The 15,226-nt window shown below is 71.1% G+C and carries 11 protein-coding genes; 4 read left to right on the top strand and 7 right to left on the bottom strand.

Annotated features, from left to right (window positions below; translation table 11 throughout):
• Positions 1-96: 96 nt before the first annotated feature.
• Both ACZ418_RS11980 and ACZ418_RS11975 read right to left on the bottom strand, forming a co-directional pair.
• Positions 97-1,722, bottom strand: coding sequence for an LCP family protein (locus ACZ418_RS11980; protein WP_468360898.1), 1,626 nt, complete (start codon positions 1,720-1,722; stop codon positions 97-99).
• A gap of 627 nt (positions 1,723-2,349) precedes the next feature.
• Positions 2,350-3,672 carry an LCP family protein gene (locus tag ACZ418_RS11975; protein WP_468360895.1) on the bottom strand — a complete coding sequence of 441 codons (1,323 nt, stop codon included), beginning with the start codon at positions 3,670-3,672 and terminating at the stop codon, positions 2,350-2,352.
• 119 nt (positions 3,673-3,791) lie between these two features.
• Between ACZ418_RS11975 and ACZ418_RS11970 the strand changes: the two genes are divergently transcribed.
• Positions 3,792-4,340 (top strand): acyl-CoA thioesterase, encoded by a 549-nt coding sequence (locus tag ACZ418_RS11970; RefSeq protein ID WP_468360892.1) that lies wholly within the window; start codon positions 3,792-3,794, stop codon positions 4,338-4,340.
• Between the two features lie 45 nt (positions 4,341-4,385).
• On the opposite strand, the gene ACZ418_RS11965 is transcribed toward ACZ418_RS11970, so the two are convergent.
• A complete protein-coding gene (locus tag ACZ418_RS11965; RefSeq protein ID WP_468360889.1) occupies positions 4,386-5,894 on the bottom strand; it encodes an LCP family protein in 1,509 nt (502 codons plus the stop codon).
• Positions 5,895-6,022: 128 nt separating this feature from the next.
• Here ACZ418_RS11965 and ACZ418_RS11960 point away from each other — a divergent pair, with 128 nt between their 5' ends.
• Positions 6,023-7,051 (top strand): glycosyltransferase family 2 protein, encoded by a 1,029-nt coding sequence (locus ACZ418_RS11960; protein WP_468360886.1) that lies wholly within the window; start codon positions 6,023-6,025, stop codon positions 7,049-7,051.
• A 104-nt stretch (positions 7,052-7,155) separates the two neighbouring features.
• Here the strand turns inward: ACZ418_RS11960 and ACZ418_RS11955 are convergent, their stop codons facing one another.
• The 3 genes from ACZ418_RS11955 to ACZ418_RS11945 form a co-directional block, all read right to left on the bottom strand.
• Complete coding sequence (locus tag ACZ418_RS11955) at positions 7,156-8,916, bottom strand: LCP family protein (protein ID WP_468360883.1); 1,761 nt, start codon at positions 8,914-8,916, stop codon at positions 7,156-7,158.
• Positions 8,917-9,147: 231 nt separating this feature from the next.
• Positions 9,148-10,329, bottom strand: coding sequence for an LCP family protein (locus ACZ418_RS11950; RefSeq protein ID WP_468360880.1), 1,182 nt, complete (start codon positions 10,327-10,329; stop codon positions 9,148-9,150).
• Between the two features lie 137 nt (positions 10,330-10,466).
• Complete coding sequence (locus ACZ418_RS11945; protein ID WP_468360877.1) at positions 10,467-11,222, bottom strand: TIGR03089 family protein; 756 nt, start codon at positions 11,220-11,222, stop codon at positions 10,467-10,469.
• 140 nt (positions 11,223-11,362) lie between these two features.
• On the opposite strand from ACZ418_RS11945, the gene ACZ418_RS11940 reads away from it, so the two are divergent.
• Positions 11,363-12,748 carry a peptidoglycan recognition protein family protein gene (locus ACZ418_RS11940; protein ID WP_468360874.1) on the top strand — a complete coding sequence of 462 codons (1,386 nt, stop codon included), beginning with the start codon at positions 11,363-11,365 and terminating at the stop codon, positions 12,746-12,748.
• Between the two features lie 185 nt (positions 12,749-12,933).
• The gene (manB, locus tag ACZ418_RS11935; protein ID WP_468360871.1) at positions 12,934-14,016 is read left to right on the top strand and encodes a mannose-1-phosphate guanylyltransferase; all 1,083 of its coding nucleotides are present in this window, start codon (positions 12,934-12,936) and stop codon (positions 14,014-14,016) included.
• A 180-nt stretch (positions 14,017-14,196) separates the two neighbouring features.
• Here manB and ACZ418_RS11930 read toward each other — a convergent pair whose 3' ends face one another.
• Positions 14,197-15,219: a DNA-3-methyladenine glycosylase family protein gene (locus ACZ418_RS11930; protein ID WP_468360868.1), complete on the bottom strand. Its 1,023-nt coding sequence runs from the start codon at positions 15,217-15,219 to the stop codon at positions 14,197-14,199.
• Positions 15,220-15,226: the final 7 nt, after the last annotated feature.

Genomic DNA, 15,226 nt, shown 5'->3' with positions numbered 1-15,226 from the left:
CACGGCTACTACGGCGTCAGCGGTGAGATGCAGATCCGTACCGCCGCGTACTGATCACCGCCGTGACCGGGGCGCCGCCCGGTCACCGCGCCTGCGTCACCAGGTGAAGCCCTTCTGTACGGCCATGCACGCGTCCTTCTTGTCGCCGGGGAGCACGGCCGCCGTGGACGGCGCCTTGGTCGGCTCGGTGGGCGCCTTGTAAGCGGTGCCGGTGCGCCAGTCGGCGCCCACGACCAGTGTGACGCCGGAGACGTCGGTCGACTTGCGCACCTGCTTCAGCGGTATCCCGAGCGCCTTGGCCACCGCCTGGGCGTCACCTTCCAGGTCGGCGCTGGGATACAGGACGGTGCTCTTGGCCTCCGAGGCCGGCGTGGTGTCCTTCGCGGCCTGGGTGAACCCCTTGCCCTGCAGGAGCTGGACGACATCGCTCGCCCGCTGGGGCGTGGGGGCCTCGTCGTTCGATCCGGTGCCGTTGCGGACCTGCACCGCGATCTTGCCGTCCGGGTCCGTGGGGGTCTTCGGCTGCTCCTCGGTCTTGTGCTTCACGCCGCGTCCGTCCAGCGAGGTGTCGTCACGGACCATGGAGATGAGCTGGTCGGCGTCCCCGGGCGCGGGCACGAGCCGGTAGCGGTCCTGTGACCACGGCGCGGTCGGCAGGGTCGTCATCGTGATGCGCTCGGTGGGGACCTTCTTGAACTCCTCGGACAGGTCGTACAGTTTGGCGATCGTCCCCAGGCCCTCGTCGACCTTGAGGGCCTTCGTCGCGGTCTCCGCCAGACTGCGCATCGCGCCGGGGTTGGTCAGCGTCGCGTTCTTGCGCAGCTGGCGCACCATCGCGCTCATGTACATGTGCTGGGCGTGGGTACGGCCGACGTCGCTGCCGTCCTCGAAGCCGTAGCGGGTGCGCAGCCACTGCAGGGCCTGCTCGCCCTTGACGTACGTCGTTCCCGCCTTCAGCTTCAGGCCGGAGCCGTGCCCGTCGGAGGTGTGCGACCAGACGTTCTGCTTGACGCAGACCGGGACGCCGCCGATGGCGTCCGCCATGTCGACCACGCCGGAGAAGTCGACCATCATGAAGTGGTCGATGTGGATGTTGGTGAGGCTCTGCCAGGTGGCGACGGTGCAGCCGGGGCCGCCGCGGGCCAGCGACTCGTTCGCCATGGCCAGGGAGAGCGCCGGGTACTTGTGGCCGGTGTGCGGGTCGGTGCACCTGGGGATCGGGATCATCGTGTCGCGGGGCAGGCTGACCACGGACATGTTGGTGCGGTCGGCCGACACATGCACCAGCATCTGCACGTCCGCGAGGCCCGCGCGGCCCACATCCCCCCTGGACCCGCCGAGTTGGAGGTCCTTCGCGCTGTTCCGGCTGTCCGAGCCGATCAGCAGGACGTTCAGCGGCGTCTGACCGGCCGCGTTCGGGGTCGCCTTGGGCACGTCGGAGTCGCCCAGGTTCAGCTTGTCCTTCTGGATGTTGGCGTTGAGGTGCTCGTAGTACAGGTAACCCGCGCAGGCGGTGCCGAGTATGACGACCGCCAGGGTCAACGCCGACCAGCGCAGTATCCGGCGTTTGGGGCGCGGTGATCCGGGCTCCGTGCGACCTCTGCGGCCAGGGTCGCGCCGACGGCCACGGCGCCCGCCCTCCGGCTCGCCCTCCACACCGGGTTCACCGGCGTCCCTAGCACGCGGTACCGCCCCCTCCTGGTCCACGCTGCTGCGTGTCATCTCCTGCCCTCCCGCCCTCGGCATCCCTCACCGCGGCTTCGTTGCGCGCCCGCCGCCCTCCGCGGAGGCGTATGGCGCCCTTGTCGTTTGTGTGTCGGGCGTGTGCCGCGGTGACCGGGCACAGTCCGAAGCGCGGGGCCGGCCCCGGCCCGTGCCGTGGCGCCGCCGCGCTCAGTTAGACGCAGAACCGGGCCCTTGCGTCACGAGGCGCATGTGACTTCGTCGGCGGGCGCCGAAAGGCCCGGGAGCGCGGCGAGTTCACGCACCTGCCCCCTGAGGCCGGGAGGGTGCTTCGCCCGGCCCGTGCCGGTGCCGGTCGCCACGGTCTTCCGCCGGGTCGACGCGGCGATGCCGTCACCCCGTCCACGGCCTTGTGTGTCCACGGTCGCTTCGTCCTCCGCCGGGGCCCGCGCGACGAGTCGCCCCCCCGAGCCCCTCGATACAGTCGGTCGAACGGCGTACGACGGCGCGGTCGTTCCGCGCCGGATCGCACACACTATCCGCACAGTTCAGCGGCTGGACACGGCGTTGACAAACCCCGGGCTCGCACGACCGGTCGATTCGTCCGGTATCTGGAGAATGAACAGCGCGCCTTGAGCGATGCTTTACCCCGCCGTGGGCGAGTGCCTAGTTGCCGGAGACGGTGACCTTCTGGTCGTTGTTCAGCTCGTTCACCAGCGTCTTGACCTTCGCCTTGTCCCAGACGAGGTTGCCGCCGACGGAACCGGAGATCGGCATGTTCATGGACGTGCCGTCACCGCTCTGGACGCCCTTCATCGCCCAGAACATCGAGCCCAGGTCCCACAGCGACATGTCCTTGTCGACGATCAGGGAGTCCAGGCCCGCGCCCATGGTCGGATAGAACCTGAAGGGGTTCAGGACCGTTCCCGGCGTGGCCACCTGGTGGGCCAGGGCCGACAGGAACTTCTGCTGGTTCTTGGTGCGCTGCAGGTCGGAGGCGGCGAACGCGTGCCGGGTGCGGACGAAGGCGAGGGCCTGCGCGCCGTTCAGGGTCTGCTTGCCGGCCTTGAAGTCGGCGCCCGAGTACTTGTCCTTGAAGCCCTTGTCGATGTCGATGGTGACACCGCCGACCGCGTCCACGATGCTGGCGAAGCCCTGGAAGCCGATCTCGACGTAGTGGTCGATGTGCAGACCGGTGTTGTACTCGATCGTGCGGACCAGCAGCGTCGGGCCGTCGTAGGCGTACGCCGCGTTCAGCTTGTTCTGGCCCATGGCGGGGCGGATCTTGCCGGACGTGGAGCCCCGGAACGAGGGGATCGTGACGTTCGAGTCGCGCGGCAGCGAGATCAGCGTGTCGCCGTTGTCGCCGACGTGCAGGATCATCATCGAGTCCGTGCGCTTGCCCTGGGCGGAGCCGGTGTGCAGCTTCTTCTCGTCGGCCTTGGACATGCCCTCGCGGCTGTCCGAGCCGACGATCAGGTAGTTGGTGCCGGCGCCCGACGCCGGCCGGTCGATGACCTTGGACAGGTCGACCTCGCGGCGCAGCTTGGAGTCGGCCCAGAAGTACGTCGCGACGGATGTGACGACCACCACGGTCGCGAGCGTGATCGCGGTCCACTTGATCCGGCGCCGCCAGTTCGGGCGCGGCCGGTACCGGTCGAGTTCCGGGTCCGCGTCGTTGTCGTTGGGCACGAAGCCGCCGCCGCGCCGCCCGCCGCCGTACACCTGCCCGGTGTTGTAGCCGCTGTCGTAACCGGCGCCGTCGTCGTATCCCTGCCCGTCGACGTACGACGGCTGCTGCGGGACTCCGGCCCCGTACGGCGGCGCCGCCGGGCCGGGGTCGCCGTAGGAGCGCTGCCCGGGCGGCACCGCCGGGCCGCGCCGCACCTGACGCATCACGCGCGCGCTCTCCGGCTGTGCGCCGGCACTGCCGCGTCCGTAGCGCGGGCCGCGGTTGTCGTCGGACCATCCCTCGGGCCAGTCATTCATGCGCCCCAGTGTGCAGGGCGTCGGTGTGAGGCTTACAAGGGCTGTCGGAAAATAACAGCGGCGCTGTTGCGAAGCCGACACAAAATCCGCGATTGTCACTTCGGCATAAGGTGGAGGGCATGACAGACCAGGCCACGGACGCGGAACCGGACATCCCCGGCAAGCCGACGTCCGCCTCGCGCACCACCCTCAGCCACATCATGACCCACAACGACACCAACCTGCTGGGGACGGTGCACGGCGGCGTGATCATGAAGCTGGTCGACGACGCGGCGGGCGCCGTGGCGGGCCGGCACTCCGGCGGTCCCGCGGTCACGGCCTCCATGGACGAGATGGCCTTCCTGGAGCCGGTCCGCGTCGGTGACCTGGTCCATGTGAAGGCACAGGTGAACTGGACCGGCCGGACCTCCATGGAGGTCGGCGTCCGGGTCCTCGCCGAGCGCTGGAACGAGTCGGCCCCGCCCACCCAGGTCGGCTCCGCGTATCTGGTCTTCGCGGCCGTCGACGCCGACGGCAAGCCGCGCCGGGTGCCGCCGGTGATCCCGGAGACCGACCGGGACCGCCGCCGCTACCAGGAGGCCCAGATCCGCCGCACCCACCGTCTGGCCCGCCGCAGGGCCATTCGCGAGCTGCGCGAGAAGCGCGCGGCCGAGGGCTTCGAGGACTAGCGACTCCCGTTTTTTCCAGGTGAGTTGTGAAGTGCACCAGGTGAGCTAGGCGCCCGAGCAGACCACCTCGCTGCCGCGCACGGTCGTCTGCTGCGGCTGGGCGGGGTCCTCGAAGTGCACCCGATGCACGTCCTTGAAGTCCGCCCCGGCGATCACCTTCAGCAGCGGGCCCTGGCCCGGTACGGCGCGCAGCCCGGCCCCCGGCAGGGCGGCCGCCAGCGCGCGGGCCGAGCGGTCCCAGCGGGGGTCGTAGGAGATGACGGTGTGCGGGACACGGGTGGCGGCCGTCACCGGCTGGTGCGTCGCGGCGAAGCCGGTCGCCGTGAGCGCCGCGTCGACGCGTCTGCCGAGGCCGGCGGTGCCCGTGCCGTTCGCCACCTGGACCCGGACCTGCCCGGGATCCATGTCGACGGTTGTCGCAGGCGGCACATGGGCCTGAGCGCGGTGCGGGGGCGGGGCCACCGTGAGCGGCTTGTCGTCGCGCAGGGCGGCGAACAGCTGGTCCGCCTTGGCCTGGTCCCACTTCAGGGTCGAGCCGATGCCCTTGACGGCGTAGTTCACCTGCCCGATGGGCACGGTGGTGAACTCGGAGGAGGAGGGGGTGAAGTTCCGCATGGCCCGGCCCAGATCGAGCAGCTCGTCGGTGCCGAAGCCCTCGTCGGCGCGGACCGAGCCGAGCACCGCGCGGGTCACGTCCCTGAACCGCATCGGGTTCAGCAGCATCCCGGAGGAGGTGGCCCGCTCGATCAGCGCGGCCAGGAACCGCTGCTGCCGCCTCATCCGGCCCAGGTCGCTCGTCGCGTCGACGTGCCGGGCCCGCACGTACTGCAGCGCCTGCCCGCCGTTCAGGGTGTGCGTGCCGGGGGCGAGGTCGAGCCCGCTGTACGCGTCCTTCAGCGGGGTCGTCGTGCACACGGTCACGCCGCCGAGGACGTCCACGGTCTTCATGAAGCTGGTGAAGTCGACCTCCAGATAGTGGTCGATCTTCACATGGGTCATGTTCTCGACCGTGCGGACGGTCAGCTGGGGGCCGCCCTCGGAGTAGGCGGCGTTGAGCTTGATCGGATGCGCCGGGTGCTGCCGCCCGGTCGCCGGGTCGGCACTCGCGGGCACCTCGGCGTAGGAGTCGCGCGGCAGGCTCACCACCGTGGCCCGCTCCCGGTTCTCCGAGATGTGCACGATCATCATCGTGTCCGTGCAGTGGCAGGGCGCCCCGCCCAGCCGGTACGCCCGCCGCTCCCGCTCGGTGATCTTGTCGCGGCCGTCGGTGCCGACCAGCAGGATGTTCATGCCGTGGCCCGCGAGCGGCCGGTTCTTCATGTCCTTGAAGGCGTCGACCCGGGCGATCCCCGCATCCAGGCTGCTGATCACCGCGTGCCCGATCCCGGCGGAGGCGAGCAGCACGACGGACAGCGTGCTCACCGCCCGCATGGCCCAGCGGGGCCGCCGGGGCGGCCGTACCGACCGCACGGGCCGCTCGGGCGGGCGCGGCACGCGGCGGGGCGGCTGCGGTCGGCGCTGCGGTCGCGCGGGGGACCGGGGCGGGCTTGCCAAGGGGGACACCTCCGGACGAGGCCGTACGTGGGATCCGTGAGCACCGTAGGCCGATACGATCTCCAGCCCGGCCCCACGCCCCGGCGGCGCGCACCGGTGTCCCCCGTTCGCGGTAACGTGAGCCCCCTATGAACGCCAAGCCCGACGTGCGGCTCCCCGCTGTTTCCGTGATCATGCCGGTCCTCGACGAGGAGCGGCATCTGCGCGGGGCCGTCCAAGCGATCCTCGCGCAGGAGTACGCCGGCGAGATGGAGGTCGTGATCGCCCTCGGTCCGTCCACGGACCGCACGGACGAGATCGCGGCTGAGCTCGTGGCGGAAGACGCGCGTGTGCACACCGTCCCGAACCCGACCGGCCGCACCCCCGCGGCGCTGAACGCAGCGATCAAGGCCTCCCGGCACCCGATCGTGGTCCGCGTCGACGGCCATGGCATGCTCTCGCCGAACTACATCGCCACCGCGGTCCGGCTCCTGGAGGAGACCGGCGCGCAGAACGTCGGCGGCATCATGCACGCCGAGGGCGAGAACGACTGGGAGCACGCGGTCGCCGCCGCGATGACCTCGAAGATCGGGGTCGGCAACGCCGCCTTCCACACGGGCGGCGAGGCCGGGCCCGCCGAGACCGTCTACCTCGGTGTCTTCCGTCGCGAGGCCCTGGAGCAGCAGGGCGGCTACAACGAGGAGTTCATCCGCGCCCAGGACTGGGAGCTGAACTTCCGCATCCGTGAGGCGGGTGGCCTGATCTGGTTCTCGCCCGAGCTCAAGGTCTCGTACCGCCCGCGGCCTTCCGTCCGGGCCCTCGCCAAGCAGTACAAGGACTACGGCCGCTGGCGGCACGTGGTGGCCCGCTACCACTCCGGCTCCATCAACCTGCGCTACCTCGCACCGCCGACGGCCCTCTGCGCGATCGCGGCCGGAATCGTCGTCGGCGCGGTGCTCACACCCTGGGCCCTCGTCGTCCCCGGCGGCTATCTGGCGGCGATCGTGGCGGGCTCGGTCCCGGCGGGCAAGGGGCTGTCCGCGAAGGCCCGGCTGCAGATCCCGGTGGCCCTGGCCACCATGCACATGTCGTGGGGCTGGGGATTTCTGACCAGCCCGAAGTCGCTGGCGCGCAAGGTCATCGCGTCACGGCGGCCGGCGGTCCTGGCCGCCAACTGACCTTCGTACGAAACGGCCGGGGCCCTTCCCGTGGGAAGGGCCCCGGCCGTTTCATGCCGTCGGCGCACCGCGCCGACCCACTGCCCCTCGGTGTGCCCGAGTGCCTAGCTGGCGCACTTGACCTCGTTCGCCGTCGACTTGTCGACCGTCGGCGGCTTGTCCGGAGCGGTGAGGGACACGCCCGCACCCTTGAAGTCCTTGCCCAGGGTGAGCGTCATTTCGGGCAGGCCCTGCGAGTTGGTGACGCTCTTGCCGGGCTTGAGCGCGGAGCCCGGCAGGCCCATGAGGTGGGCCAGCTCCCGTGCCTGCGCCGCCTGGTCGGGCGCGTACTCCAGCGTGGTCTTGCTCAGCGCGGCCGGTGCGTTGCCCGCGTTCTCGGACTTGAGCACGCCCTCCTTGGTCTGGAGCCAGTCGAGGGTGTCCTGGGCGCTGCCGCCGACCGCACCGCCGTTGAGGACCCGCACCCGCACGTCGGAGGGCGCGGACCTGCTGCCCTTCAGGCGCGCGGCCTGCGCGTCCTTCGCCTCCTTCTGCTTCTTCTTCACCTCGGTGAAGGAGACGTCGCTCTTGATCGCGTCGAAGACCTGCGGGGCGGCGTTCTGGTTGACGATGACCGTCTTGTGGACCGCGCCGTCGGCCGGGTTGTCGAGCACGGGCACGGTCACGAAGGAGATGTTCTTCGGCGGCACCTTCTTCAGCTCCAGCGCCACGTCCTTGAGCGTGCTCACCGAACCGATGCCCTTGTCGACGGTCAGCGCCTTCGTGGCCGCCTCCGCCAGACTGATCAGCTTGGTCGGGCTGGTGAGGGTGTCGCTGGAGGACATCTTGCGCATCAGCGAGCCCATGAACTGCTGCTGGACCTTGATGCGGTCCAGATCGCCGTGGTTGCCCCAGCTGTGCCGGGTGCGGACGAAGGCCAGCGCCTGCTCGCCCTGGATTTTGTGCTTGCCCGCGGGCAGCTTCAGATGCGAGTCCGAGTCGTTCACGGCGTGCGCCAGGCAGACGTCGACGCCGCCGACCGCGGTCGTCAGCGTCTTCACCGCGTTGAAGTCCACCATCATGAAGTGGTCGACCGTGATGCCGGTGAGCTGGTCGACCGTGCGCATGGTGCAGCCGGGGTCGCGGCCCAGCTGGCCGAGGCTGGTGTTGAAGCGGACGTTCTCGGAGCCGGGGACGACCTTGGTCGAGCCGTCGGCCTGCTTGGTCGGGCAGTCCGGTACGTTCACGATCAGGTCGCGCGGAATGCTCAGCGCGGTCGCGTTCGTCCGGTCCTTGGACACGTGCAGCAGGATGTTGGTGTCCGCGTGCCCGACGCTGTTGGCGTCGCCGTAGCCCGTGTTGCCCTTCCCGGTCCGCTTGTCGGTGCCGATGATCAGTATGTTGAAGGCGTCGTCCTTGCTGAAGCCGCTCTTGCCCGCGCTGCCGACGTCCGTCGTGGTGACGTTGCCCTCGAGGTGCTTGAGGTAGAGATAGCCGGCGGTGCCGATGGCGACCAGCACGAAGGCCGTGCCGCCGGCGGTCCACGCCAGCACCTTCTTCGCCTTCGACTTCTTCTTCACCGGCCGCCGGGCGGCCCTGCGCCCCTGCGGGGGCTCCGGCTCGCCGCCCCGGCGCCGGGCCGACCGCGGCGGCGGTACGTCACCGCCGCGCGCCTGGCGCATCTCACGGGTCCCGCCGGGCGCCGATTCGTTACGGCGACGCGGCGCACCGGCGCCGTCCCGTGGGGCGGGTCTGCGGGGACCGGGAACCGGTGACTGCGGTGTGGAAGTGCCCAGTCGCAGTTCGTATTCGCCGGTGTTCGGATTGAGTACCCACTGGTCGGCGGGATCGATGTTGTCCGCCCGCCCACGGCCTTGCGCGTCCACGGTTGTCCGAATCCTCCGTCGGGGCCACGCGGCGCCTTCCCCCTCAAAGACGCTCGGGTCTCGGTGAAACAGTGCACGACCCCAGGTCGGACCTCGTGGCCAGGTGCACCGGATCGCTCACACTATCCGCCCAGTTCAGCGTCAAGCGACGCCGGTGACAAATTCCCTGTTCCTACAACTGGGCAATCCGCCTCATTTCCCGGACAGAAGTTCGGCCTTTTGATGTGCGCGTTACTCACAGGTGTGTTCGGCGGCGGTGTTCCCGCGGAACGTCGGCGCGGGCGAAGGGTCGCTCCTGCCGTCGGGCTCCCGGTCCGTCCCCGTGGCCTCCTTCGGCGTCTCGCGGGCCACCGCCACGGGCTGATCGGCCCGCAGCCGCGCGAACAGCTTCTCGGCTTCCGGCTCCACGAGTTGGTCACGATTGGCGTCGTAGACGTACGACTCCCTCGGCACCGTCAGGAACTGCACCCGTTCGGTAGGGATGTTGCGCAGTCCGCGCACCAACTGGTACAAGCCACGCAGACTGGCCAGTTCCGGATCCGTGGTCAGCGAGGAGGTCGCCGCGTCCAGCACCGGATACAGCTTCACCGGGTTCAGCAGGACGTCGTTGCTCTGCATCTTGTCGACCAGCGCGCCGAGGAACCGCTGCTGGCGTTCCATCCGTTCGGTGTCGCTGCCGTCACCGAGCGACTTGCGGGCCCGTACGAACCCCAGCGCCTGCTCCCCGTTGAGCTTGACCTTGCCCGCGGGCAGCTTCAGCAAGGCCGCCTTGTCGTCGATGGGCTCCTTCAGGCAGACCTGCACCCCGTCGACGGCGTCCACCATCTTCTTGAACCCGCTGAAGTCCACGACCACGTGATGGTCGATCCGAATGTCCGTCAGGTTCTCGACGGTCCGGATCGTGCACGCCGAACCGCCCACCTGGAAGGCGTGGTTGAACATCGCGAACACCGGCTCGCTGCGGCTGCCGTCCGACTGCCGGCAGCCGGGGATGTCCACCATCAGATCCCTCGGCAGGGACACGGCGGTGGCGCTGCGCCGGTCGGCGGCCAGATGCAGCAGGATCGTGGTGTCCGACCGCTCGCTGCCCAGATCCCGCCCGTACGCGGAGTTCCCGTCCCCGGCCCGCGTGTCCGACCCGATCAGCAGGATGTTCTGCGCGCCCCGCACCAGTTCCGTGGGCCGCTCCCGCTCGTACCGCTCCAGTTCGCGGGCGGCCGCGTCATCGGCGGTGATGTTGTTGTTGAGCTTGGTGTAGGCGGCCCAGCCGGCCCCGACGCCCGCCACCACGAGCACGGCCGCGCCGAGCGCCGTGGCTTTCACCCACCGCCGCCGACGCCGCCGTACGAGCCCTGCGCCGGTGGCGGAGGCCCCGAGACCGGGACCGAGGGGCCTGCCAACGGTGTCGGTCACGGGCGGGGCACCCCTTCACGGCGTACGAGCGTCACGTCCTGCTCTTACGACCATGGCGGGGGAGGGTGCGGGAAGCGCCCTTTACTACTCCGATCGGGGGAACCGTGACGCCCCAGGGGCGCGCGGAACTACGCCTTTCAGCGGCGTACCGCAGTCACCCGCTCAGCCTCGATCCGCTTGGCGAGGGCCTCCTCACCCAGCCGGTCCAGATGCCGGCACAGCACCACGGACCCTCCGGCGGCCAACGGCGCGTACAACCCCGCGCTGACCCCTTCCCAGGTGTCGTACGACAGCCCGGACAGCAGCCTCGATCCTGGGCCCGTCAGATCGAGAGCAGGCGCCTCGGCGAGCGCCCGCTCGACAACCTCGGCCCCGCTGAACTCGGCCCCCGCGACGATCAGCGCGGGATCCTCCGCATCCACCGGAGCGAACGGCACGAACCTGTCCCCCTGTCCCGGCACTTCCACGGCGTAGTCGACAAACCCGGCCGGGGTCTGGGGGAAACGCCCACCCAGCGGCCGTAGCGCGAGCGCCACGCGCTCCCCGCCGCACGCCCGCGCCGCCTCCAGTGCGTCCGGCCCGCTGACGACGACGTCCGCCGCGGCCGGATCCCCGCCGAGATCCGCCACCACCCCCACCGAGGAACACGCCAGCAGCCACACCGCCGTCTGCCAGTGCGCCGGCAACAGCAGGGCTACCCGGTCGCCCGGCCCGGCAGCGAGGTCGCCCTGAAGGAGGTTCGCGGTCTTGGCCACCCAATTGGCGAAGGTGGCCACGGACAGTTCGACGCGTTCGCCCGTGGCGTCGTCGTAGAAGGTCACCAGCGGGCGGCCGGGGTCCGCGGCGAGCGCGGAAGCCAGCAGGTCGGCAGGGGTGCGATCGGTGGCGTTCACCCGGGAAAGGGTACGCGCGGGCGGGCGCGCTCAGCGTGCGGTGGGGCCACCGGTTCGGCGGAACGGTCTCCGACGGACCGTCAGTTCGCCGTCGGCTCACCGTTGGACAGATTTGTATGACTATGTCCAAGATCCTGACCATGCGTGGATTCCTGACTTCGTCCATCGGCGCCCGGTCGATCGCCACCCCCTCGATCGCCGCCTCCTCGATCGGCGTCGCCTGCGCCGCGGCCCTCGCGCTTCCGTCGCTGTCCCCGCCCGCGGCCGCCGCACCGGCACGACCGGCAGAGGCCGGTGTCCCGGGCGGCACCCGCTCGCTGCCCCTCGCCCCCCGCTCCCGCGAGCGGGTCCTCGGCGCCGCCCCGGAGCAGGGCCTGTACCGGCCCGACGGCGAGCACTTCTCGCTGGTCGGGGTGGTCTGGGACGACCCGGACGCCGAGTTGCACGGCCGGGTCCAGGTGCGGACGCGGTCGGCGCGGACGCGGGAGTGGTCCGGCTGGCAGGACGTAGAGACGCACAACGCCGGCCACGGCGCCGACCCGGGTACGACGGAACGGGACGCGCGGCGGGTGCGCGGGTCGACCGCACCGCTGTGGGTGGGCGACTCCGACGGTGTGGACGTACGGGTCCGCGCCGTCGCCGGGAGCGCACCGCGCGGTCGCCCGGCCGAACCGACGCCCCCGCCGGCCCCGCTGCCCTCCGGTCTGCGCCTGGAACTCGTCGACCCCGGTGAGGAGGCGCCGCCCGAGGGCGCGCCGGCCGACGCGCCCCGCGCCGGTCTGGATCCGGACGCGGCTCGTGCGACCTCGGCCGCCAACACCGACGTCGCCGGCTTCGGCGCCCGGGAGATTCCGGCGCTGGGCAGGCGGGCCACCGAGCGGGAACTCGCCCGGCTGCAGGGCCCGGTGCGGGGCAAGCCGTACATCGGGACGCGCCCGCGGATCGTCACCCGGCGGGGCTGGGGAGCGGACGAGTCACTGCGCGAACCCGGTTTCGTCTACACCGAGAAGGTCAAGGCGGTCTTCGTGCACCACACGGATTCGGGCAACAAGTACACCTGCGCCCAGGCCCCCTCCGTCATCCGCAGTATCTACCGCTACCACGTCACGAGCATGGGCTGGCGGGACATCGGCTACAACTTCCTCGTCGACAAGTGCGGAACCATCTACGAGGGCCGGGCCGGCGGCGTGGCGAAGGCGGTCCGCGGCGCACACACCCTCGGCTTCAACAGCAACAGCACGGGCGTCGCCGTGATCGGCTCGTACAGCGCGACGAAGCCGCCCGCCGCCGCGGTGACGGCCGTCGCCCGGCTCACCGCGTGGAAGCTCGGACTTTACGGGGTCGATCCGCGTGGCAAGACATATCTCACGTCGGGCGGTGGCAACCTCTACCCCAAAGGTAAGAAGGTACGACTGAACGTGATCTCCGGCCATCGGGACGGATTCGCCACCGAGTGCCCCGGCAAACGGCTTTACGCCAAGCTCGGTACGGCCCGTTCCAGCGCGGCGCGCTACCAGGGGCGCTGAGTCGACCGGGGTGCGCGCTCGGCGCCGTCTTCGGGGGCGCGCCGCTCTCACACCGTTCTCTCACCGATCTCGTGGGAAACCGCGTGGTTGTCAAGGGCGCCGCCGCTACGGTCTGCATACACTGACCGGCCGAAACGAGTGAAACGAGTAGTTCGGCCGGTCCCGGCAGGAAGCAGAGACGACAGGTGACAGAAGCGATCCTCCTGGTCGGCGGCAAAGGCACCCGGCTGCGTCCCCTCACGGTGCACACGCCCAAGCCCATGGTCCCGGCCGCCGGGGTGCCGTTCCTCACGCATCAGCTGGCGCGCGCCAAAGCGGCGGGCGTGGACCACATCGTCCTCGCCACCAGCTATCTGGCCGAGGTCTTCGAGCCGTACTTCGGCGACGGCTCCTCCCTCGGGCTGCACATCGAGTACGTGACGGAGGAGGAGCCGCTCGGCACGGGCGGCGCCATCCGCAACGTCGCCTCGCGCCTGCACTCCGGCCCCGACGAGCCGGTGCTGATCTTCAACGGCGACATCCTGACGGGCCTCGACATCAGGGCCCTGGTCGACACCCACAGGTCGACCGGCGCGGACGTCTCCCTCCATCTGACGAAGGTGACGGACCCGAGGGCCTACGGTCTGGTCCCCACGGACGAGACCGGCCGTGTCCTCGCCTTCCTGGAGAAGCCGCAGACGCCGGAGGAGATCGTCACCGACCAGATCAACGCGGGGGCGTACGTCTTCCGCCGCTCGGTCATCGACACGATCCCGCTGGGCAGGCCGGTCTCGGTGGAACGCGAGACGTTCCCGGACCTCCTCGCGGCCGGCGCCCATCTCCAGGGCATGGTCGACTCCACGTACTGGCTGGACCTCGGCACCCCGGCGGCGTTCGTCCGCGGCTCGGCCGACCTGGTCCTGGGCCGCGCCCCGTCCCCGGCGGTCCCCGGCCGCTGCGGCGACCGGCTGATCCTTCCTACGGCGACGGTGGCGCCGGACGCCAAGCTGACCGGCGGCACGGTGGTCGGCGAGGGCGCGTTCGTGGCCGGGGGCGCACGGGTCTCCGGCTCGACCATCCTCCCCGGTGCCGTCATCGAACCCGGCGCGGTCATCACCGACTCCCTCATCGGCACGAGGGCCCGGGTGGGCGAACGCACGGTCCTCACCGGCACGGTCGTCGGCGACGGCGCGATCATCGGCGCCGACAACGAGCTCCGCGAGGGAGTACGCGTGTGGTGCGACGCCCGCATCCCGGCGGGCGCGGTGCGCTTCTCTTCCGACCAGTAACGGTTGCCTGGGCCGCTGGGTCTGGGGGCTCGCCCCCAGACCCCCATGGTTCGGGGCGGTAATGGGCGGTCGCCGGGTGCGGGCGCGCGGGGGCGGATCGCGCAGTTCCCCGCGCCCCTTCGGGGCGCTCGCAGCAACCGTGTAGCCACGCCCCCTCGTTCAGCGGCAGCACCCGGCGCCTCACAGCAACCCGATGTCCACCCGAGGCATCTTCGGCGCCCGGCGCGCAGGCACGTTTCCGCTGAGCAGAATCAACCGGACCGCCCGATGCCGCTGCCCGGCATACGGCTCAAGCAGGCGCAGCATCTCCGCATCGTCGGCATGACGATCCCCCGCCAACGCCCACCCCACGATCCCCGGCAGATGCAGATCCCCGACCGTCACCGCATCCGCCGCCCCGTGACTGCGCTGCACCACCTCGGCCGACGTCCACGGCCCCACCCCCGGCACGACCTCCAACCGCGCCTGAGCCTCGACCGCCGGCATCCCCACCGCCTGCTCCAGCCGCGCAGCGACCCGTACGGCCCGCAGAATCGTCGACGCCCGCTTGTCGTCGACCCCGGCCCGATGCCACTCCCAGGAGGGAATCAGCGCCCAGGTCCGCGGCGCCGGCATCACGAACAGCGGCCGCTGCCCGGCCCCCGCCGGTCCGGGCGCGCGCTCCCCGAACTTCCGCACGAGCAACCGCCACGCCCGGTACGCCTCATCGGTCGTGACCTTCTGCTCCAGCACCGAGGGGATCAAGGACTCCAGCACCAGCCCGGTCCGCGTCAGCCGCAGGCCCGGGCGCCGATGCCGCGCCAGGGCCACGACCCGGTGCCGGGGCACGAACGCCTCTGGCTCGTCGGCCGCGCCGAGCCACTCGGGCAGCCGGTCCAGCAGCCACTCCGCCCCCGGCCCCCACGCCTCGCCGAGCACCTCACCGCCGTACGCCCGCACCCGCAGCGTGCCCGGCCCGGCGGGCGTACGGCTGGCCCGCCACACGGATCCGTCCGCGGTGGCCCGGAAGGTGGGGTCGGCCGGCCCGCGCCGCAGCGGTCCGAGCACCAGCCCGAGATCGAGCGGCCCGTCCGGCATCCACCGCCGTACCCGCGCCGGAGCCGCCGCCTGCCGCGGTATCCCGGCGGCGGCGCCCGCGGGCACGCCGACCTGGCCGCCGCGCACGGTCGTGCGAGAGGGGCGCTGAGCGAAACGTCCTGCCACGAATGAG

Source organism: Streptomyces sp. NPDC030820, assembly GCF_055572075.1.
Note: the sequence above shows the minus strand (reverse complement) of the source record. Positions and strands in the feature narration are given on the sequence as shown.